Annotated in this window: 21 protein-coding genes; 10 read left to right on the top strand and 11 right to left on the bottom strand. The window is 63.2% G+C overall.

The annotated features are described in order from the left end of the window. Positions 1 to 41 precede the first annotated feature (41 nt). Positions 42 to 1,052 (top strand): methyltransferase, encoded by a 1,011-nt coding sequence (locus AC0L2K_RS07920; protein ID WP_128172314.1) that lies wholly within the window; start codon positions 42 to 44, stop codon positions 1,050 to 1,052. Between the two features lie 103 nt (positions 1,053 to 1,155). Continuing rightward, positions 1,156 to 1,959: a potassium channel family protein gene (locus tag AC0L2K_RS07915; RefSeq protein WP_473531050.1), complete on the top strand. Its 804-nt coding sequence runs from the start codon at positions 1,156 to 1,158 to the stop codon at positions 1,957 to 1,959. Positions 1,960 to 2,062: 103 nt separating this feature from the next. Here AC0L2K_RS07915 and AC0L2K_RS07910 read toward each other — a convergent pair whose 3' ends face one another. Beyond that, on the bottom strand, positions 2,063 to 2,944 hold the full coding sequence (locus AC0L2K_RS07910) for a DMT family transporter (protein WP_473531049.1): 882 nt from the start codon (positions 2,942 to 2,944) through the stop codon (positions 2,063 to 2,065). Between the two features lie 154 nt (positions 2,945 to 3,098). Between AC0L2K_RS07910 and AC0L2K_RS07905 the strand changes: the two genes are divergently transcribed. Then, positions 3,099 to 3,605 (top strand): hypothetical protein, encoded by a 507-nt coding sequence (locus AC0L2K_RS07905; protein WP_473476899.1) that lies wholly within the window; start codon positions 3,099 to 3,101, stop codon positions 3,603 to 3,605. A 273-nt stretch (positions 3,606 to 3,878) separates the two neighbouring features. Here AC0L2K_RS07905 and AC0L2K_RS07900 read toward each other — a convergent pair whose 3' ends face one another. Next, a complete protein-coding gene (locus AC0L2K_RS07900) occupies positions 3,879 to 5,207 on the bottom strand; it encodes a DNA polymerase IV (RefSeq protein WP_473531048.1) in 1,329 nt (442 codons plus the stop codon). A 68-nt stretch (positions 5,208 to 5,275) separates the two neighbouring features. Between AC0L2K_RS07900 and AC0L2K_RS07895 the strand changes: the two genes are divergently transcribed. From AC0L2K_RS07895 to AC0L2K_RS07885, 3 genes are all read left to right on the top strand, one after another. Then, positions 5,276 to 5,851, top strand: coding sequence for a GNAT family N-acetyltransferase (locus AC0L2K_RS07895; RefSeq protein WP_128244814.1), 576 nt, complete (start codon positions 5,276 to 5,278; stop codon positions 5,849 to 5,851). A gap of 123 nt (positions 5,852 to 5,974) precedes the next feature. Further along, a complete protein-coding gene (locus AC0L2K_RS07890) occupies positions 5,975 to 6,697 on the top strand; it encodes a DUF6065 family protein (protein ID WP_473531047.1) in 723 nt (240 codons plus the stop codon). 760 nt (positions 6,698 to 7,457) lie between these two features. Beyond that, positions 7,458 to 8,054: a hypothetical protein gene (locus AC0L2K_RS07885; RefSeq protein ID WP_473531046.1), complete on the top strand. Its 597-nt coding sequence runs from the start codon at positions 7,458 to 7,460 to the stop codon at positions 8,052 to 8,054. Here the strand turns inward: AC0L2K_RS07885 and AC0L2K_RS07880 are convergent. Next, entirely contained in the window at positions 8,036 to 8,827 is a 792-nt protein-coding gene (locus tag AC0L2K_RS07880) for an anti-sigma factor family protein (RefSeq protein ID WP_473531045.1), read from the bottom strand. The genes AC0L2K_RS07885 and AC0L2K_RS07880 overlap by 19 nt on opposite strands. Then, positions 8,824 to 9,366: an RNA polymerase sigma factor gene (locus AC0L2K_RS07875; RefSeq protein WP_473531044.1), complete on the bottom strand. Its 543-nt coding sequence runs from the start codon at positions 9,364 to 9,366 to the stop codon at positions 8,824 to 8,826. The genes AC0L2K_RS07880 and AC0L2K_RS07875 overlap by 4 nt, the downstream gene beginning before the upstream one ends. A 125-nt stretch (positions 9,367 to 9,491) precedes the next feature. On the opposite strand from AC0L2K_RS07875, the gene AC0L2K_RS07870 reads away from it, so the two are divergent. Further along, positions 9,492 to 10,916 carry a S8 family serine peptidase gene (locus AC0L2K_RS07870; RefSeq protein ID WP_473531043.1) on the top strand — a complete coding sequence of 475 codons (1,425 nt, stop codon included), beginning with the start codon at positions 9,492 to 9,494 and terminating at the stop codon, positions 10,914 to 10,916. A 150-nt stretch (positions 10,917 to 11,066) separates the two neighbouring features. Continuing rightward, positions 11,067 to 12,560, top strand: coding sequence for a hypothetical protein (locus AC0L2K_RS07865; RefSeq protein WP_473531042.1), 1,494 nt, complete (start codon positions 11,067 to 11,069; stop codon positions 12,558 to 12,560). A 24-nt stretch (positions 12,561 to 12,584) separates the two neighbouring features. Here AC0L2K_RS07865 and AC0L2K_RS07860 read toward each other — a convergent pair whose 3' ends face one another. Further along, the gene (locus AC0L2K_RS07860; protein WP_473531041.1) at positions 12,585 to 12,884 is read right to left on the bottom strand and encodes a DUF3572 domain-containing protein; all 300 of its coding nucleotides are present in this window, start codon (positions 12,882 to 12,884) and stop codon (positions 12,585 to 12,587) included. A gap of 249 nt (positions 12,885 to 13,133) precedes the next feature. On the opposite strand from AC0L2K_RS07860, the gene AC0L2K_RS07855 reads away from it, so the two are divergent. Continuing rightward, positions 13,134 to 13,490: a response regulator gene (locus AC0L2K_RS07855; protein ID WP_287247952.1), complete on the top strand. Its 357-nt coding sequence runs from the start codon at positions 13,134 to 13,136 to the stop codon at positions 13,488 to 13,490. Between the two features lie 33 nt (positions 13,491 to 13,523). Further along, positions 13,524 to 14,897 carry a PleD family two-component system response regulator gene (locus tag AC0L2K_RS07850; protein WP_023801084.1) on the top strand — a complete coding sequence of 458 codons (1,374 nt, stop codon included), beginning with the start codon at positions 13,524 to 13,526 and terminating at the stop codon, positions 14,895 to 14,897. Positions 14,898 to 15,286: 389 nt separating this feature from the next. Here AC0L2K_RS07850 and rpmG read toward each other — a convergent pair whose 3' ends face one another. The 6 genes from rpmG to rnr all read right to left on the bottom strand — a co-directional run bounded on the left by rpmG (position 15,287) and on the right by rnr (position 21,022). Beyond that, positions 15,287 to 15,454, bottom strand: coding sequence for a 50S ribosomal protein L33 (rpmG, locus tag AC0L2K_RS07845; RefSeq protein WP_006201775.1), 168 nt, complete (start codon positions 15,452 to 15,454; stop codon positions 15,287 to 15,289). A 243-nt stretch (positions 15,455 to 15,697) separates the two neighbouring features. Then, entirely contained in the window at positions 15,698 to 16,153 is a 456-nt protein-coding gene (locus AC0L2K_RS07840; protein WP_287238068.1) for a hypothetical protein, read from the bottom strand. A gap of 105 nt (positions 16,154 to 16,258) precedes the next feature. Further along, positions 16,259 to 17,434 carry an MFS transporter gene (locus tag AC0L2K_RS07835; protein WP_287238069.1) on the bottom strand — a complete coding sequence of 392 codons (1,176 nt, stop codon included), beginning with the start codon at positions 17,432 to 17,434 and terminating at the stop codon, positions 16,259 to 16,261. 21 nt (positions 17,435 to 17,455) lie between these two features. Next, positions 17,456 to 18,190, bottom strand: a complete 735-nt coding sequence (locus AC0L2K_RS07830; RefSeq protein WP_287238070.1) for an NUDIX hydrolase — start codon at positions 18,188 to 18,190, stop codon at positions 17,456 to 17,458. A 73-nt stretch (positions 18,191 to 18,263) separates the two neighbouring features. Then, a complete protein-coding gene (locus AC0L2K_RS07825) occupies positions 18,264 to 18,698 on the bottom strand; it encodes a DUF983 domain-containing protein (protein ID WP_473531133.1) in 435 nt (144 codons plus the stop codon). Between the two features lie 17 nt (positions 18,699 to 18,715). Further along, a complete protein-coding gene (gene rnr, locus AC0L2K_RS07820; RefSeq protein ID WP_473531040.1) occupies positions 18,716 to 21,022 on the bottom strand; it encodes a ribonuclease R in 2,307 nt (768 codons plus the stop codon). Positions 21,023 to 21,028 lie beyond the last annotated feature (6 nt).

Here is a 21,028-nt window from a genome sequence, read left to right as displayed (position 1 = left end):
GCTCGGCGGCCTGGGTCTTTTGGCGGCCGGGGGAGTGCGTCATGGATGAGCGGGATGCCGCTGCCGAACTCCAGAAAATGGTCAATGGCTTCCAGGTATCTCAGGCGATATGCGTCGCCGCCACGCTGGGCATTGCAGACCATCTCAAGAACGGAAAACGCAGCAGCGGCGAACTGGCCGTGCTGACCAATACCCATCCGCAGGCGCTCTACCGGCTGCTGCGCGCCCTTGCGTCCGTCGGCGTGTTCCATGAAGCGAAAGACCGGTCCTTCTCGCTGACCCCGGTTGGCGGCGCGTTGCGATCCGACGTTCAGCATTCGGTCGCGTCGTGGGCAATTCTGGCCGGACGGCCGTATTTCCGTCAGGCATGGAGCGATCTGCTGCACAGTGTCAGCACCGGCGAAAACGCCTTTCGCCACGCTTATGGCAAGGGCGTTTGGGAATACCGGGCGGAGCATCCGGAAGAGTCCGTCGTTTTCGACCGGGCGATGACGGCGATGTCGCGTGGCGTCGCCGCTGCGGTGCTCGCGGCCTATGACTTCCGGCAGTTCTCCGTCGTTATGGATGTAGGCGGCGGGCAGGGCGCGCTGCTTGCCGAAATCCTCCGCCGCAATCCCGGCCAGCGCGGCATTCTATTCGATCAGCCGCAGGTCGTGGCGAAGGCCGGCCCGGTCTTCGACGCCGCGGCTGTGGCCGATCGCTGCGACATCGTCGCCGGCGATTTCTTCGTCTCGGTGCCCGAAGGAGCCGATGCTATTGTGCTTAAATGGATCCTGCATGACTGGGACGACGACACAAACATCCGGATCCTGAAAAGCTGCCGCCGGGCGATTCGCCCAGAAGGCAAACTGCTGGTGCTCGAGAGCATTCTGGCGCCGCCCAATGAAGGCGCCGTCGCAAAATTCGGCGATCTGAACATGCTGGTCATGCCGGGCGGGCAGGAGCGCACGGCGGAAGAATTCAGGTTGCTGCTTGCGGCGTCGGATTTTCGGGTCGCCAATATCGTTGAAGCCGGACCTCGCATCAGCATCATCGAGGCGGAACCGGTCTGATTGCTTTCCGGGTCTGGAACGCTCCGGATGTTCTCAAGCCACAGCGGCTTGCCTCTGCTCTGCCCACTGGACGGCTGTCGCAGCGAGCGTTATCGCAGTCGTCATGAAGACGCCGAAAAGGGACGGAGTGCAGGATTTTTCAGCCTTGACGCGGCTGCGCGACACGCTGCGCAAACTCTATCACGGGCGCACGCCTGCGGCTTTCCGGTTTCAGCTGGCGGCTATTATCATCGACCTTGCCATCATCGCCTTCTTCATCGCCGCACCGGTGATCCAGGAATCGTCCTCGTTCCTCTGGCTCGATTATTCAGTGGCAGCGCTTGTCGCCGCCGACATGATTGCCCGGCTACTGGCGTCAAACGACATGCTGCGCCTGATGAAGCAGCCGACGTCGTGGGTCGACGGCTTCATCCTGCTGACGCTGCTGATGCCTTCGGCGCTGGCCAATTTGGGATTCCTGCGCATATTGCGGCTGTGGTCGCTGTCGCGCAGCGGCGCGCTGTGGCGGTTTTTCGAGATGCGCGGCCTCAAAAAATGGCGCGAGGCAAGCCATGCAGTCATCAATCTCCTGACATTCCTGTTTGTCGTCACCGGTTTCGTCTACACCTTCTTCTTCCGCACTGGGGCCGGTCTCGAAGGCTATGTCGATGCGCTGTATTTCACCGTCGCCACGGTGACCACGACCGGCTTCGGCGACATCGTCCTGCCGGGGATAGCCGGCAAGCTCACCGCGATCGTTACCATGATCATCGGCATATCGCTGTTCGTCAGGCTGGCACAGGCGCTCTTCCGTCCCAACAAGGTCTTCTTCCCGTGCCCGCAATGTGGCCTTCAGCGGCATGAAGCCGACGCCGTCCACTGCAAGGCCTGCGGGCATCTCCTCAACATACCCGACGAAGGCGACTGAAATGCGAGGCTAAGCGCGGTTTTGTGGAAACAAAACCGCGCGGTAGCTCTTTGCTTTGACGCATTTTGTCGGACGCCAAACGAAGCCGTTTGGCTGCAAAATGCTAAGACGCTGCCACTTCCGCTGGTTTGGTCGCCTTTTTCTGCAGATTAAGCAGATTGCCCAGCAGGATCAGCAAGGCGCCCCCGGCGGTGAAGGCGTCGATCTGCTCCTGATACAGCAGCCAGCCGATCAGCGCCGACAGCGGAACGCGCAAAAAGTCCATCGGCGAGATGACGGTGGCGTCGGCATAGGCGAGTGCACGCGCCATGCAGAAATGCGACGACATGCCGGTGAAGGCGATCAGCAGGATCCACGGCCACAGTTCGAGCGGCGGGTTGCGCCATTCGTAGAGCGCCGGGACAAGGCCGAGCACGGACTGGATGACCAGCATCCAGAAGATGATGGACACGACGCTGTCCGTCCGCGTCAGCGATTTGACCAGGACCACGGATATGCCGAAGCAGACCGCGGCACCCAGCACGACAACATGTCCCGGATCGACGGAGCCGACGCCCGGACGGACGATGACCAGCACACCGATCAGCCCGAGCACGATCGCTGCAAGTCTGGGCCGGCTTAGTCTTTCACCAAGAAAGCCGACCGCCAGAATGGCCGTCCAGATCGGCGTCGTGAATTCGATGGAGATCAGCACGGCCAGCGGGATCAATGTCAAGGCGTAGAGCCATGCCGCCTGGCCGACAAAATGGACGACGTTGCGGGCGATATGGGCGGTGGGGCGTTTGCTGCGCATCGCCGCAAAACCGCCTGACATCATCACCAGCGGCAGGAGGATGAACAGGCCGATCACCGATCGCAGCTCCAGCACCTGGAATACATTGAGCTCGGCCGTCGTGGCGCGGCCGGCGACCGACATCGTCAGAAACGATGCGATCGACAGCGCCATCCAGAACGCAGCCTTGGGGATCGAGGGCGAGGGTGCCATGCGCGCTATGTCGCAAGTCGGGACTTTCACCGCAACCGCTAGTCGACGCATTCGGCTGGGCCAGAGCGGCGCGTTGCAAAACGGTCATGTTGAGGGCGGAACTTGCCGTCACGGCGAACGTTGGTCCAACAGCCAGTTCAAGGGGAGAGATCCAATGAAATCATGTGCACGATTTGCACTGGCCGGCTGCCTGACGGCTGCCGCCGGCGCGGCTCATGCCGACGAGGCCGATTTTCTTCGCTCGTTCGAGGGGAATTTTGCCGGCAAGGGCACCGTCAAGGTAACCACCGAGGCGCCGACGGTGAACGTCTCCTGCCGCTTCAATTCCGACGCGACATCGAGTTCACTGTCGCTGGACGGCACCTGCCGCGGTCTCGTCGTGGTGACGCGCGCCATCAGTGCCGACCTGAAGTCCAGCGGGACGAAGTACACCGGCACCTATGTCGGATCCCGCACCGGGCCGGCGCAGCTCAGCGGCAAGCGCTCGGGCAATGCGATCAATCTCGGCATCCGCTGGGCGAAGAAGGTCAACGGCGATCGTACCGCGCAAATGACCGTCGAGAAAAACGGCGAGGACGGCATGCGGCTGACCGTTATCGACGTCGACCCAAAAACCGGCGAGCGCGTGACGACCAGCCGGATCGATTTGCGACGCATCTGAAGAGGCCCGCTCTATGATATCAGCGATTTGCGTCACGATGGTGCTGCGGGCTTGAACGCCGTCTGCGACACGGGGCGGCAATAGCGCGGTCTTGCCTTCTCCCCTTGTGGGAGAAGGTGGATCGGCGCGCATCGCCGAGACGGTTGAGGGGTGTTGGACGGAGTGCTGTTGGTGCCCAGCTGGAACACCCCTCATCCGACCGAGCTTCGCTCGGCCCCCTTCTCCCACACGGGGAGAAGGGGGAGCCAATCTCGGTTCGGGGTCATGCTTAAACTAGTCCTCGATCGGCTCGGGCGGGTGGGCGTTGCGGCCCTTGCCGAAGGTGTAGCCGGTCTCCACCGCCTTGCGGCCGAACTTGTCGCGCAGCGTGTCGATCGCGCCTTCGGCCATGGCACGCTTGCGCGACTGGATATCGACGAGGTCGGGCGGATCGGCCTTTTCGTCCTTCGAGAGGTCGCTGACGCCGATGCCGAGCAGCCGGTATCTGGTGCCGTCCGCCTCCCTGCGCAGCAGCTCGAGCCCGGTCGAGAAAATGCGGTCGGCCAGCCGTGTCGGGTCGCCGAGCTGCCGGTTGCGCGTGCGGGTCTTGAAATCCTGCGTCTTCAGCTTCAGCACGACGGTGCGCCCGGCAATGCCGGATTTCTTCAGCCGCCCCGAGACTTTTTCCGACAGCGCTCTCAGCACCGAAACCAGTTCCTCGGGGGAGGCGATGTCGGTGTCGAAAGTGGTCTCCGCCGAGACGCTTTTCGCATCCTGGTCGGGGTGCACGCGGCGGTCGTCCTCGCCGCGTGAAAGATGGTAGAGCCGGTCGCCCATCACGCCGTAGCGGCGCATCAGGTCGCCGCGCTCCATGCGCTGCAACTGGCCGATGGTGCGGATGCCGTCGCGCTCAAGCGTGGCGGCGAAGGCTTTTCCCACCCCCCAGATCAGCGTCACCGGCTGCTCGGCCAGAAAGCCGGTCACCTCGGCCTCGCCGATCACCGAATAGCCGCGCGGCTTGCGAAAGTCCGACGCCACCTTGGCCAGGAACTTGCAGTAGGAAAGGCCTGATGAAACGGTGATGCCGATCTCTTTCTCCACACCCAACGCGAAGCGCGCCAGCACCACCGCCGGCGGCACGCCATGCAGGCGCTCGGTGCCGGCAAGGTCCAGAAACGCTTCGTCGATGGAGATCGGCTCGACCAGCGGCGTCAGCGCCTCCATCATGGCGCGCACCTCGCGGCCGACGCGACCATATTTTTCCATGTCCGGCGGGATGACGACCGCTTCCGGACAGGCTTCGAGCGCCTTGAACATCGGCATCGCCGAGCGCACCCCGTGGACGCGGGCGATGTAGCAAGCGGTGGAGACGACGCCGCGCTTGCCGCCGCCGATGATCAACGGCCGGTCCTTCAGCGCCGGGTTGTCGCGCTTTTCGACCGCCGCATAAAACGCGTCGCAATCGATATGGGCGAGATGCAGCCGATAGAGCTCCGGATGGCGGGCCAGCCGTGGACTGCCGCAGCGCTCACAGCGCCGTGCCTCACCGCGCTGAAAGGTCAGGCAGTCGCGGCAAAAACCGTGATCGGGATTGTTGACAGGAACCGCCATCGCTGCGAACATAAAGAGAACAAAAGCAATGGTACGTCAGGACGGACGCCACGACAAGGCGGTGGGCCGGGAGAGAGTTCGTGAATACGACCATAGCGCCGCTGGTGCCCGAGCTTTGGGCGGATTTTGAAGATCTTTTCGGTAAGCAGGGTGCCTGCTACGGCTGTTGGTGCACACATTTCCGGCTGTCGCCGGCAGCGCGGCGCGCCGGCAATCGGGAACGCAACAAGGACCACATCAAGGCGCGGATCGAGGCCGGGCCGCCACCGGGCGTGCTGGCGTTCGAGGATGGCAAGGCGGTCGGCTGGATGCAGATCGGCCCGCGCGCCGACGTGCCCGAATGGAACAACAAGGGCAGGGGGTCGGCGCCGGTCGATCCCGCCGACGCCACCGATCCGGGCGTCTGGGCGATTTCCTGCTTCTTCATCCGCGTCAAGGCGCGCGGCCGGGGCGTGACGCACCGGCTGGTCGAAGGCGGCATCGAATTTGCTCGCCAGAATGGCGCGCGGCTGGTCGAGGCATGTCCGATCGACCTGTCGAAAGATTCGCGTTCGATCGGGCTGTTCGTCGGCTCGTCGCGGGTCTTCGAGAAAGCCGGCTTCGAGAGGCTGGTCGAGCGCAAGGCAGGCCGGCCGCTGATGCGATTGGTGCTTTAGACAATGCTGCTGTGCGCGCCGCGGCGACCGAACTATCGTCGTCGGCCTGCATATCAGACGCCCACCCGGGAATAAATCCGGCTGCGGCCCGTTCCTCCTCGGATTTTTCCAAGGAGGCCATCGATGTTTCATTTTTCCCAGACTTCTCAGAAGACCTCTCGCTCGATCCGGTTTTCCTGTCGGCCGGAAGATCATGGGGTCATCGCGCCGCCAGTGGCGGCCAAGACGGTCCTGCCGGATTGGTTTCGCAAACTGCCGCCGGTCGATGCGCAGCAAGCCTCGGCCACCAACAATGGCCTGACCGTCAAGCGCTGCATGCCTTTTCTCGACGCGATGACAACCGGCTGGATCCTGCCGCTCGCGGCGACCGTCCGCCTTGAGGTCAAGGATGGCGGCAGCGCCGTCGATGCCGGCTGGGAGTTCGACAGGGTGATGGTCAGCAATCATGGCGCGCATCAGGTCGCCGGCAATCCGAGGGAACCGGCACCGCCATGCAAATTTCACAATTACTGGTCGATCCGTACCCCGCCGGGCTGGAGTTGTCTGTTCCTGCCGCCGCTCAATCGGCCGGCTCAGCCTTTCGAATGCGTCGCCGGCATCGTCGATACCGACACCTACGCAGCCCACATCCATTTTCCGTTCTTTGCGACGGCGCCGGATGGCCTCTACGTCATCGAAAAGGGAACGCCGCTGGTCCAGGTCATATCGTTTCGCCGCAAAGATGCGGCGCTCAAGGCCGAGATCCAGGCGGAGACCGGAGCCGAGGCGACCGAGCGCGAAACGGTCTACCGCAACACGATTGCCAGCGAAGGCTGGTATCGCAAATGGGCCCGCGCGGCCCGCTAGGCTTTTTCTGGAGAACAATGCGAAACGGGGCCGCTAGGTCCCGTTTCCTTGTGGAGCGCGGCCGACTTTTAGTCGAAGCGCACCGCCGCTCTATCTTGACGCATCGGGGCCGGTCGCCACGGTCCCTTTCAGCGGAATCGCAGACTTTTGAGATTGGCCGAAAACACCCTCCACTTCGTCATCCTAGGGCGAAGCAAGGAGCGAAGCGACGCGGCGCAGACCCTAGGATCCATGCCGTTACCCAAGCCGAAGAATGCAGCGGACCAGAACCGAACGCCTACCACCCCGTTCCGCGAAAAAGCTCGAACCATTCCGGATTGGTCTTCTCGATCAGGTCGATCTTCCATTTGGTGCGGCGAGCGCTTCAGCGACTTTTCGCGCTGGATGGCCGAGATCGATATAGATCGCGCCGCGCTTCTGGCTCGCGGTCATGTAGGCATAGCCGGTCATGGTAGAAGGGTAGCTGGCTCCGTTGCGGATACAAGGCGCCATCCTGCTCCGCTGCATTTTTCGACTGGCGTAACGGCATGGATCCCAGGGTCTGCGCCGCGTCGCTTCGCTCCTTGCTTGCCCTAGGATGACGAAGGTGTAGTAGCGTGTGGCTACTCGCCAACGTTGGAGATCGATGGTTGCGGGCCGGCCGACAGCGACCGTCGACACCAAATCCTCTGTGCGCGAGAGCGAGGCCAACAGCGAATGCGAAACGGGGGCCGGCTGGCCCCCGTTTGTCTGTGGATTGTTTTGAAGCGGCGGACACAAGTTGAAGCGCGCCGCCGCTCTATCGCCCGGCCCGCGTCAACGCCGCCAGTTGCGCGACCACCCGCGATCCGAACCGTTCGAGTTCGAGTTGGAGGAACTGTTCGACGATGAGTTCGAATTCGAATTGCTCGAGGAATTGGAGCTGGAGTTCGAAGACGAGTTCGAATTCGAATTGCTCGACGAATTAGAGCTGGAATTCGACGAACCGTTGGACGACGAATTGGAGCTCGAATTTGAAGAGCTGTTGCCAGCGACGATGAAGGAACCGTCGCTTTGGCTGGACATTGCCGCCGGCGGACGCTCGGTTTCCGGCGCTCCCGCGGGAGACTCCTTCGCCTGCGCCGTGGTGCTCGCGAGCGCTGCCATTCCTGCGACCAGTGTCGACTTGAGCTTCCAGTGTCTTGTCATGGTAGTTACTCCTTGTTTCAGACCGGACCGGCAGTTGCGGCCCGGCGGAGTAACGGGCGATCGCCGGCTTTATTCCATTCAAAGAAAGTTGGATTCCATTTCAGAGCAAGCCGGGCCAGAGCAAGCCGGGCCAGAGCAAGCCGGGTCAGAGCGGGCCGGGCCGTCGCAGTTTCACTTCCGGTCCTTTTGACGGATCTCGTCCAGCGCCTTGACTTCCTCCTCGGCTGACATCGGAGCGCCTGCTTCGATCGCCGAAAGATAGGCGTCGAGGGCTTCGGTCGACGAGGCCGGGGCATAGCCTCCGGCGTCGCCGGGCGCCACGACCGCGAAGCTGACGCGCCATTCGTCGCCGGAACGGCAGGCGACCGACATCACCGTGGAGCGGTCCTGCGAGTCGACCTCGAATTCGCGGCACAAATCCTGCGAATCGTTACGGAACGTAGCGATGGCCCGGAACCGGTCGCTGATCCCGGCGAGCTTGATTTCCTTGCCGGACTCGACCGTTTCAAGGGCTTGGGCCAAGCCCGGCCTGATGACGCCGGCAACCCACAAACCGCCCTGCGTGCGTTCGTTGGTGCCTGCTGCCCAATAGCCGGCGAGCCCGCCGCCAATTGCCGCCGCGAGAGAGGCGGCAATTGGCAGCATCCATCGAGACCTCAAAGCAGGCCCTGCCAAGCGCCTGCTGCCGAAGGGCAATATCGATGCCGTCGCCGCTTTCTCGCCGGCACGCCTGGCCTCGATCATCTGCTCGACGGCCGCGACAAGTTTTTCGGGAACCGGCTCGTCGAGCAGCGGCTTCAGCGCGGCCTGCGCCTGCGCTCTGGTTTCGATGAACACAGCAATCCTGGCAACTAGACGGTCGTCCGTTTCCATCGCCTGCTCGATCCTGGCGACCACGTCTGGATCAAGCTCACCGTCGGCGAACCGCATCAGGATTTCGTCCGAAAAAGTCTCTTCGGTCATTTTGCAGCCCCTTTTGTGACCGGAGAACGGGTGGGCGCCGAAGATATTCCAGTCGCCTCCGCCAGATTCCTCCTCGCTCGGGCCAGCCTGCTCATCACCGTCCCGATCGGCACGGCAAGGACTTCCGCGGCCTCCTTGTAGGAAAGCTCTTCGACGCAGACCAGAAGCAGCACGTCGCGCTGGTCGGCGGCGAGCTCGCCTATGGCTTGCGCCACGCTGTTCAGCGCCAGCCGCACCTCCATCTCGCGCTCACCGGAAACGCCGGCGATGTCATGGCGCTCGTCGATATCGTCCTGCGCGCCGGCGACCTTGCGCTTGCGGATGTCGTCGATCCACAGATTTCTCAGAATCTTGAACATCCACGCGTCGAAGCGCGTCCCTGGCTCGAAACGCTGCTCGTTGGCGAGCGCCCGTTCGCAGGCGCGCTGGACAAGATCGTCCGCGATGTCGCGGGACCGGCACAGCGCAATCGCGAACCGGCGCAGATTCGGCAGAAAAGCGACAAGCTGATCTTGGACGCGGTCGGCTTGTTCCGGCATGTTGCTCCAGGTTCTGGAATAAAGCGGCCCCGCGCCCGTTCCTCGCAAGGCTAGCTTATTGCCGGACAGCTCCGCTAGCCTCGTGACGTTGAAAATCGGCGACGGCCGGAAATGTGAGGGAGACCATGCGCACCACCTCCTGGTTGAGACCAAAAGCCCTGCTGCTTTTCTGGGTCGCCGTCGCATTGCTCGTCGATCCTCAGGCGCCGGGCGGCCAGCTGGCGCTCGGCGAGTTCGGGCCAAGATCGGCGTTGGCCGATGACGACGGTGGCGGTGACGATGGCGGTGGTGATGACGGCGGTCGGTCCGGCGCTTCGCCCGGTGGGTCGCGAACGACGTCCAGCCGATCGACCGGCCCGAACCTGTTTCGCGCGCTGACGGATCGGTTTCTTCCGCGCCCGCCAAGGCGCAGCGGCAGGCGCGCGCAACGGCCAGCCGCCCCTTTGCCGTCTCGGGTACCGGACCAGATCGTGGCGACCGGGCTGAATTCGGCTGAGATCGGTCGGCTTCAGGCAACCGGCTTCACCGTACTGGACCGTGCCGACATTCAGCTTCTTGGATCGGAGCTGATTCGGCTGCGCATTCCACCCAACATGCCGCTGGAGGCTGCGCGCGATCTTGTCATCGATGCCGCTCCGCAGTCGACGGCAGATTTCGTGCATTACTACCGGCCCGGACAGGAAGCTGAATGTGCCGGGCCGCACTGCGCCGCCGCGGGCCTGATCGGCTGGCCGGCCGGTAGCGGACTGCCAGCCGGCTGCGGTGGCAATGTCACGATCGGCCTTATCGACACCGCGATCAATCCTGCGCATGACGCCTTCTCGAAAGGCCGGGTCGAAGTTCTTCGCCTGTCGGACGACGGCGTTCCCGAGTCCGGCCGCCAGCACGGCACCGCCGTCGCGGCCCTGCTTGTCGGCGGCGCCGACAGCCGTACTCCCGGCCTGCTGCCGCACGCCAGGCTCATCGCGGTCGATGCGTTTCATCGGGGCGATCGCCAGGATGACCGCTCGGACGCCTACGATCTGCTTCGCGCGCTCGACCTTCTTTCGGCGCGCGGCGTGCAGGTGACGAATATGAGCCTGTCGGGTCCTGCGAATGCGCTTCTCGAGCAGGTTGTCCGAAGACTCTCCGAACGCGGCATGGTGATCGTCGCCGCCGCCGGCAATGGCGGCCCAAAAGCCGGGCCTGCCTATCCGGCGGCCTATGCTGAAGTGATCGCGGTGACGGCGGTCGACCGCATGAAACGCCCCTACAGGCGCGCCGGCCGCGGCGAGCATATCGACCTGGCCGCTCCCGGCGTCCAAGTGTGGACGGCCGCGTCGGTCAGCGGCGCACGGCCGAAGACCGGCACCTCCTTCGCGGCGCCCTTCGTCACCGCAGCCGCTGCCTTGATGAAATCTGCAAACGGCAACGCCACCGCAGCCGACATTCAAGACGCGCTCGGCAAGTCGGCGGAAGATCTCGGCGCGCCGGGCAAGGACGACGTCTTCGGCTGGGGCCTGCTCAATGCCAGCGCCGCTTGCCTCGTCACGTCGAAGAAGGCGACCTGAAGCTCCACTGTCGATGCCGGAGGATAGCGCGGAGGGCGAAGGCTGGTTATAGACCGGCTTCCAGCCCCAACGAGGGGATTGCACCCCGACGGTTTCCGATTACGGTTGCGGCTGGAGTTTTTACCACAGAAACAGCAACGGAGATTCTGCGTGAATCGTGTTCTGCCGGCCGTCTTTGTCCTCGCGCTCAGCGCGCCTGCCTTCGGCCAGACCGTCGACGGCGAGGGTGCCAAGCAGCTCTCCGAAGATCTGTCCCGCTATTTCGGCAGCAAGGCGATCGACAGCGGCTTCCTGAAGGTTTCGGTGGAAGGCGACGCCTATAAACTCGCCGTCGACTTCAAACCTGTCGTCGACCTGCTGGCGGCGCAGAATTCCTTCAAGTTCGACTTCAGCCCCTACGCATTGCTCGTCAAGCCAGGCAGCAACGGGACATGGAGCGTCTCGGCGGACGTGTCGCAAAGCGGGTCCTTCGAGTTCAAGGGGCCAGAGGGCCCGCAAAGCATGCAGTTCTCGATTACAGACGGCAAGTTTTCCGGCGTCTACGATCCCGAACTGGCGGCTTTCACCAGCGCCACACAGTCGATAGCCGGGATGACGATGAATTCCCGGGACGCCGTGCAGCGCGCCAAGGTGAGCACCGGCGCCGGTAAGGCCACCATGAACGCAAGCAAAGCTGCGAATGGCGGCGTGGATTTTACCGCGACGCAGTCGCTCGCCGATTTCGCCGAAGCGCTCGACTTTGACGATCCCAAGAGCGGGCTGAAATTCCCGCTCACGATCAAATCGCCAAAGCTGTCGGTGAACGCGACCGGCAAAGGCGTGCGGACCAAGCCGCTTCTCGATCTGCTGGCATTTGCCGTCGCCAATGAAGACGAGGCCAGACTGAAGGCCAACCAGGCGCAGCTCAAATCGCTGCTGCTCGCCGCGCTGCCGCTGTGGGAGCGGCTCGACGGAACCTACGGGTTCAAGGATCTCACCGTCGAAAGCCCGGTCGGGCTTTTCGGGGCGACTGAGCTGGACACAGGCTTCGGGACGGACGGCATCGCCCAGAACGGAGCAATCAACTACTCGATCAGGGCCGCGGGACTGAAGATCCCTGACAATCTCGCGCCCGCCTGGAGCACGGCGCTGCTGCCCACCGATGTCAATCTGAGTTTCGGCGGCGCCAATATCGATCTCGACAGCATGGCGAAGAAGGCGATCGAAGCCTTTGATCTGAACAAGAATCCACCGCTTCCGGCCGACTTCGGCGATACCTTGACCGCTGATTTCATGGCCAGGATGCCGAAATTTGTCATCGGCCACAGCACGGTGAAAAACGGCGATATGGAAATCGCGATGGAAGGCGAGATGACCTTCGCCGGCATGAAGCCGGAGGCCAATGTGACCATCGATGTCGCAGGCTATGACAAGATCGTGGAAAGCCTGCAGGCGGCAGCGAAGTCGGAGCCGGAAGCCGCGCAATATGTGCCGGTGGCGCTTGCGATCAAGGGATTCGGCAAGACGCTGCCGGACGGCCGCATCGAATGGGTCGTCAACGGCAAGCCGGACGGTTCGGTCACCGTCAATGGTGTCATGGTGAAACCGGCCGATCCGGTTGCGGATGCTGACGGCGACGACGGCGAAGAAGAAACGACGCCGTAGGCGTTTTCGCGATCCGGTCGTCGCTTATATCGAATGCTCATGATCGTCGTCGCCAAGCGGCAGCGCCCGCAGCGCCTTGCCGACGGAAGTCGGCGGCGTGCCGGTTTCCGCCGCGAACCGCATGAGCGTCGGCTCGTGGGCGAGGATGAACTGCAGCACGCCGGCCAGGAATCCCGGCTCGCCGGCGGCCTGGCGGATCGAATGCGCCTCGATGCCGGTGATCGCCAGGAAGCGGGGCAGAAGTTCCGGATCGGCGGCGACGAAGCCCAATGCCTTCACGGCAATGGTTTCCGCTTCCTCGCGCATTGACGCTGCGTTTGCCATCTCTACCTTCTTGTGGGTTGAATGAGTCTGTTTTTGGCAGTAATCGCAAGCGTCGCCTGCGGCAAGCCATCTGTCTCTGCAATGCGGAGTTCGCGGTGAAATCCGAAGCTTTTCCGGCAGCCGGTTTCCGTTTCGTCAATTATCTCGCGGTAGAGTTGAGCAGGGTTTGGTGCGTACCGGCGAGGGCGCATGGCGGCATCCTTCGAGCGGAAGGCAGGCCGGGACGGGAATTTGATGCCTAAGAAGGTCATGATCGTCGAGGACAACGAGCTCAACATGAAGCTCTTTCGCGACCTCATTGAAGCGAGCGGTTACGAGACGGTACGCACGCGCAACGGTCTGGAAGCGCTGGATCTGGCGCGACTGCACAAGCCGGACCTCATTTTGATGGACATCCAGCTGCCCGAAGTGTCGGGGCTGGAAGTGACCAAATGGCTGAAGGAGGACGACGACCTCCATGTCATCCCGGTCATTGCCGTCACCGCATTCGCGATGAAAGGCGATGAGGAGCGTATCCGCCAGGGTGGCTGCGAAGCCTATATTTCCAAGCCGATCTCGGTGCCGCGTTTCATCGAAACCATCAAATCCTACCTGGGCGACGCCTGATGCGCCCTTCCAGCCGAGCCGGAGCTTTATGAGATGACTGCACGGATCCTCGTCGTCGACGACATCCCTGCCAATGTCAGGCTGCTCGAGGTCCGGCTGCTTGCCGAATATTTCGAGGTGCTGACCGCCACCAACGGGCCGGACGCGATCGAGACCTGTGAAAACGGCAAGGTCGATGTCGTATTGCTCGACGTGATGATGCCTGACATGGACGGGTTCGAAGTCTGCCGCCGGCTGAAGAGCGATCCGGCGACGTCGCACATCCCGGTCGTTATGATCACCGCGCTCGACCAGGTTTCGGACCGGGTGCGTGGCCTCGAGGCCGGTGCGGACGATTTTCTGACCAAGCCGGTCAACGATCTGCAATTGATGACCCGCGTCAAAAGCCTGGTCCGGCTGAAGACTTTGACCGATGAGCTGCGCCTGCGCGCCTCGACCACGCGCAATATCGGCATCGAGGAGCTGTTGAGCCGCAACTTCGCGTCCGCGGACACCACGCCGAAGGTTCTGCTGATCGACGAGCGCAAATCCTCCATTGAGCGCGTCCAGAAGATGCTGCGCAGCAGTGCCGACTTGGACATCGCCACCGATCCGCATGCGGGCTTCTTCCAGGCCGCCGAGACGCCCTATGAATGCGTGATGATCTCGACGGGTTTTGCCGATTTCGATCCGCTCAGGCTCTGCTCGCAACTGCGTTCGCTCGATCGCACCCGTTTCGTGCCGATCATCCTTCTGGCGGAGCAGGGTGAGGAGGGACGCATCGTCCGCGGCCTCGAGCTTGGCATCAACGATTATCTGATGCGTCCGATCGACCAGCACGAATTGACCGCGCGGCTGCGCACGCAGGTGCGCCGCAAGCGCTACAACGACCAGTTGCGCGCCAGCGTCACCCAGACCATCGAGATGGCGGTGACCGACCCGCTGACGGGATTGCACAATCGCCGTTACCTCGACAGCCATCTGCAGACACTGTTCGACCGCGCCGTGGCGCGGCGGCGGCCGCTGTCGGTGATGATCACCGATCTCGACCGCTTCAAGACCGTCAACGACACGCATGGCCATGACGGCGGCGACGAGGTGCTGCGTGAATTCGCGCGGCGGCTGCGCAAGAATGTGCGCGGCATCGATCTCGCCTGCCGCTTCGGTGGCGAGGAGTTCGTCGTGGTGATGCCGGACACGGACGGCGCCGTCGCCGAAAAAGTGGCGGAGCGGATTCGCGCCGAGATCGCCCAGATGCCGTTTGCCGTCGGTCAGGACGGCAAGACGATCGAGGTTACCGTCAGCGTCGGCGTGTCGTCGGTGCTGAAGGGTGTCGACTCGGTTGCCGGGCTGATGAAGCGGGCCGACCTCGCGCTCTACGAAGCCAAGAGCGCCGGCCGCAACCGGGTCGTCGCCAAGGCGGCGTAAAAGTCTGATTATCCTGTCAATGTGACAGGGTTAGGAATTTACCTTAACGCAAGCGATTCGCCGGGCTTGGTTAAGAAATTGTTGATTTTCACAGGCTGTTGCGCAAATGTGCAGGCCAATGACGGGATCGGCGCCGGGGTAGATCGCCGGATCGATCCGAAGAATACCCCATGATTCAGGTCCGCCGCATCTCCTGGGTCCGTGGGGTCGGCCGGCCGGCGCTGGCACATAGTGGCCTCCTCGTACCGCTGCCAAACGCCGGCCGGCCCCCAAACCTCAAAATGACATCAAGTCTCTGCGCCAAGCATTGGAAATGCTGGACTTTTCGAGCGTTGAAAACAAAAAAGCCGCCCACGGGGCGGCGTTTTTGTCTCAAGCAGGAAAGCAGATTACTTGATCTTGGTTTCCTTGAACTCGACGTGCTTCTTGGCGACCGGATCGTATTTGCGGAACGACAGCTTGTCGGTCTTGGTGCGGCTGTTCTTGCTGGTGACGTAGAAGAAACCGGTGTCGGCGGTCGACAGAAGCTTGATCTTGATGTTTGCGGCTTTGGCCATTGTATCAGTCCATTATGTTCGTGGAGTCTTGGCCGCTGGAGCACGGGAAAACACCCGGACGCGGGAAACTTGGCGCGACACATAAACAACGCGCCCGGAAAGTCAACCCTGTGAGGCGACCTCTTCCTTCTCCCCTTGTGGGAGAAGGTGGATCGGCGCGCAGCGCCGAGACGGAAGAGGGGTGTTGGACGGAGTGCTGTCGGTGCCAAGCCGGAGCACCCCTCATACGGCAGCGTTCCGATTCTACGCATCTTCTTTAACTGGAGCGGCCTTCTTCCAGTCTCCCGTGGTGTTCCACCAGCGGTTCGGGTTCGAGCGGTCGTCCAATCCCTTGGAGCGGCTGGCGAGGATCGGCTGGATGCGGATCACCGGCTCCTGATAGGTGTGGACCTGGAAGATCGCCTCGACGATGCGGGCGGCCAACGCCTGGTCGTCGGGCAGCTCGAACGACACTTCCACCGTGCCATGCCGTCTGAGCAATTCGGTCTCGGCGCCGGCGGCAGCACCATCGAGCGCCCGGTAGCGCTCGATGCCGTGCGCCGACTGGTAGGCATTGCTGTCGTATTTGCCTGTGGTGAGCGGGGCGATCGCGACCACCGCTTCCATGATACGGTCGACATCGGAAGCCGGCGCCTGGAAGGTCACAAGCAGCAGCAATTCCATCCGCAGCGATTTCGTTTCAAACCCGGAGTCGATCATGGCGGCATCCTCAAATTCGTGGCGTGTTGCTGACAATCTACCCAGGTGCTGCTGACACGGTTATGTCAGCAGCCTTGCGCCACCTGAGGCATCGATCGGGTCTTTCTACAGGATTTTTCGGATAAGCCTGGCGCCGACCAGCGCGATATAGAAGGCGAAGAACAAGCCGAGCGCCCAGCCGAAACCGGAGGGGCCGAAAAGGTCCATGCCGATGCCGATCGCCTGCGGGCCGAGCACCATGCCGACACCGTAGCAGAGCACGAAGGCAGCGTTGGCCGAGGCCAGGTCGTGGCCGGAAAGCTGCGAGCCGAGATGGGCCAGGCCGATCGTGTACATGGCCGCGACGACGCCGCCCCAGACGAACAGAAGCGCCGCCATCAGATGCCAGTTCTGCGCGAAGTGCGGCATGAAGATGGTGCCGGCAAGCCCGATGGTTGCACAGGCCAGAAGCAGATAACGGCGGTCGCTGACACGGTCGCTGATCATGCCGAGCGGGATCTGCAACAGCACGTTGCCGAGGCCGATCATGGTGAGCAGGAGGGCGGCATCGGCCTCTGAGTAGCCGATGCGGTTGCCATAGACGGGAAACAGCGCAAAGCCACCGGTCTCGACCGCGCCGAACACCAGCACCGCAGCGGTCGCCGTCGGCACCAGCCAGATGTAGCGCAGGAAGTTGCTGGTTTCGCCGTTGGAGACGATCATCGGGCTCTCGTTGCGTGCCGCCAGAACTGGAATGGCGGCCAGCGTCACCAGCGCCATGATGACGCCGAAGGGCAGGAAGCCGGCGCTGCCGAGTTGGGCGAACAGCCACGGCCCGGCGGCAAAGCCGAGCGACAGCACGGTGGCGTAGATGCCGAGGACGAGACCGCGCCGGTGCGGCGGCGCCGACGTGCTGATCCAGAATTCCGACAGGATGAAAAGCACCGTCAGCGCGATGTGCAGCAGGACGCGCAGCGGAAACCACATCCAGAAGTCCGGTGCGAAATGGAAGCCGACAAAGGCCAGCACTCCGGTGGCGATCATGGCGAGCATCGTCCTGGCGACGCCGAACCGCATCGCCAGCGGGGTGGCGAGCGGTGCGCCGGCGATCGAGGCCAGGCCGGCGACAGCGGTGTTGAAGCCGATCATCGACGCCGAATGGCCACGCGTTTCGAGAATGACGCTGAGCAGCGGCATGCCGAGGCCGATGGCGATGCCGACGACGCTGATCGACGAGATCGCCGCGATCATTGGCAGCCAATGGACGCGTTCTTCGACCTCTTGCTGGGTATCGACTGTCATGGGATGTGAATGCTCTATGTTCTACAGAATTTCGCGAACGAAGCGATTGCCGACAAGCCGGTAGAACGGCACGGAACCACCGGGGCGCAGCAGCGGATCGTCGACGAGCCGCTTTTCCAGCTCCCCCAGGATAGCCCTGGTGATGTCGGGCACATCAGCTTCTCTGGCCTTGGCGAGCGGCAGCCAGACCAGTTCCTCCAACTCATTGGTCGGACCGCCGTCCGGCAGCTCCACCGCAACGTCTTCACGCCAGGCGCTGAAGAAGCGCGTGTCGAAGCGCCGCACCCGGTTCGGCGGGGTGATGGCGCGCGCGATGAAGCGCAGCGCTTCCAGCGACGGCCTTACGCCGTGCTCGGCAAAACCCTGCCAATCGCGCCTGGTCGTGGCGAAGGCGCCCTTCTGGCCGATCAGCAGGCCGGCTTCTTCATAGGTCTCGCGAATCGCCGACAGGGCGATGGCGCGGGCGCGGGCCGGGCTGGTGCGGCCGACGCCGGCGGTCAGCCTCGCCTGCTCCTCAGGGTGCAGCGCTGTGGCAACGGGAATTCGGCTGTCGGCCGGATCGGTACGGCCACCGGGAAAGACGAATTTCCCCGGCATGAAGGCGTGACGGGCGTGGCGCCTGCCCATCAGCACCAGGAACTCGGCGCCCTTGCGGTCGAGCAGGATCAGCGTCGCGGCGTCGCGCGGGCGTATAGGCCTGGCGTCGAGCGCGATCGGCTCAACCTTGTCGACTTCCGCCTTGATCATAACGTCCATGCGCACGACCTAGCGGAATCTTCTTCGATGCGAAAGTGGCGTCCAGCCATGCCGATTTGCGCCAGCCTCGGTTTCAAGCCTCGGGATGCGGCTCGATCAGATCTTCTTCCCCGCCGAAGCCGTGCATATAGAACGCCCATTGCAGGCCGATGACGGCGCCCTTGACCGGCTGCAGCAAGACGATCGCCATGAGGATGGTCAGCGGCACCCAGATGGCAACGTGCTGCCAGGTGGACAGAGTGGAGGTCGCTTCGACACCCATGAAGGCGCCGAGCACGATGTGGCCGACGATGGCCACCACCAGATAGGCCGGCAGGTCGTCGGCGCGGTGGTGATGAAGCGCCTCGCCGCAGTGGTCGCATGTATCGACGGTCTTGACGAAGGCACGAAAAAGCTTTCCCTCGCCGCAATGCGGGCAGCGCCCAAGCGCGCCACGCTTCATCGCCGTCCACAGCGGGCGGGCGATCCGGCCCGAGTGCTGTTGGCCGCCGAAAACCTGTTCGTTCATTTTCAGATCGCTTGGCATTACCGTCTCCTGCCGCGCGAGCCTGGACGCGGTTGCGACGCACGGGCGCGGCCCTTGGCCTTGTGAAACGACCGTTTGGAGCCGGGCAGCGGCTTTGGGTCGGTCAGCATCTCGAAACGCATCGCGCCGGCCATAGGCGCCACCTCGATCAGGCGAACCTCGACGCGGTCGGCAAGCTGATAGCCCTTGCCGGTGCGTTCTCCGAAAAGCGATCGGGCAGTTTCGTCGTATATATAGTAATCGCCGCCCAGACTTGACACCGGAATGAAACCATCTGCGCCATACTGCGGCAATTGGACAAATAGTCCCGATTTGGTGACGCCCGAAATGCGTGCATCGAAGCGATCGTCGACACGCTCTGCCAGATAGGCGGCGATCAGCCGGTCGACCGTGTCGCGCTCGGCGGCCATGGCGCGGCGCTCGGTGGCTGAGATCAGCGCAGAAACTTCTTCCAGCCGCTCCGCTTCATCCTGCGTCAGTCCGCCTGCACCGAAGCCGAGCGCGGCAATCAGCCCGCGATGCACGATCAGGTCGGCATATCTGCGGATCGGCGAGGTGAAGTGCGCATAGCGTTTCAGGTTGAGGCCGAAATGACCGATATTGCTTGGCGAATATTCGGCCTGCATCTGCGTGCGCAGCACCACCTCGTTGACCAGCCCCTCATGGTCGGCGCCGCGGACGCGATCCAGGATGCCGTTGAACTGGTTTGGCCGCATCTGGGCGCCGCGCGCCAGCGAAAGGCCAAGCGTCTGCAGGAATTCACGCAGCGATTCCTGCTTGGCCAGCGAAGGTGCGTCATGGATGCGGTAGACCAGCGCCTGTCGTTTCGCCTCCAGCGTCTCGGCCGCCGCGACATTGGCCTGGATCATGAATTCTTCGATCAGCTTGTGCGCGTCGAGCCGCTCCGGCACGACGACGCGGTCGACGGTGCCATCCTCCTTGAGCAGGATTTTCCGCTCCGGCAGTTCGAGCTCAAGCGGCTGGCGCGTCTCACGACCGCGCTTCACCACGGCATAGGCGTCCCACAGCGGCTTCATCACCGTGTCGAGGATCGGGCCGGTCTTGTCGTCCGGCGCGCCGTCGATCGCGGCCTGCGCCTGGCGATAGGCGAGTTTTGCCGCCGATTTCATCATGATGCGATGGAACGAATGCCTGAGCTTGCGGCCATCGGCCGAGAAGGTCATGCGGACCGCCAGCGCCGGGCGGTCCTGGCCTTCGCGCAGCGAACAAAGGTCGTTGGAGATACGCTCCGGCAGCATCGGCACGACGCGATCCGGGAAATAGACCGAGTTGCCGCGCTTCAGCGCCTCGCGGTCGAGCGCGGTGCCATAGCGCACATAAGCGGCGACATCGGCAATCGCCACGGTAACGACCACGCCGCCGGGGTTCTTCTCGTCCGGATCTGCTGTCGCGAACACGGCGTCGTCATGGTCCTTGGCGTCGGCCGGATCGATGGTGACCAGCGGCAGCTCGCGCCAGTCTTCGCGGCCGGCCAGCGTCGCCGGTTTGACCGCCTCCGCCTCGGCGATGACGTCTGCCGGGAAAATATGCGGAATGTCGTGCGCGTGGATGGCGATCATCGAGACCGCCTTTTCGCTGGTTAGCGAACCCAGCACCGCCAGCACCTTGGCCTTGGGCAGCCCATAGCGGGAGGCCCGCGCCGGCTCGACCTCGACAAGATCGCCGTTCTTGGCGCCGTTCTGGAATTCCTTGTCGACGACCAGCTCCGGCTGGCGTCTTTCGACAGGCTCGATGCGGAAGGTACCGTCCTGCAGCACGCGAAAAACCCCGAGAACTGCATCGGTGCGCTTCTCGAAGATCTTCATCACCCGCCCGGTATAGGCAGGGCCGGTCGAGTCATCGGTTGGAAAGGTCTTGGCCAGCACGCGGTCGCCAATGCCCGGTGTCGGGCCGCCGCCGCCGCGCGAAACGCGTATCGCTATGACAGGAGGCTCGCCGTTGCCCACGGCTTCGGTTGGGTGCGCCAAAAGCACGCCGTCGGCGTCGCGGCCAAAGATGTCGAGCACGGCGACATGGGCGAGGGCGCCGACGCGGGCGAGCCGCTTGCGCTCCTTGGTCAGCAGGCCCTCATCCTGCAAGTCGCGCAATACGTCCTTCAGCCAGATACGGTCCTCGCCGCGCAGCGCGAACGCCTTGGCGATGTCGCGTTTGCCTGAGCGATCCGGATTTTCGGCGATATAGCGCAGGATTTCGTCGCGGGACGGCCGGTAATCATCCTTAACCTTGGCCCGGGTGTCGGCGGTGCGCAGATCGCCATGACTTCTTCCGGATACCCTGCGCGCCACGATGCA

Source organism: Mesorhizobium sp. WSM4817, assembly GCF_055811135.1.
Note: the sequence above shows the minus strand (reverse complement) of the source record. Positions and strands in the feature narration are given on the sequence as shown.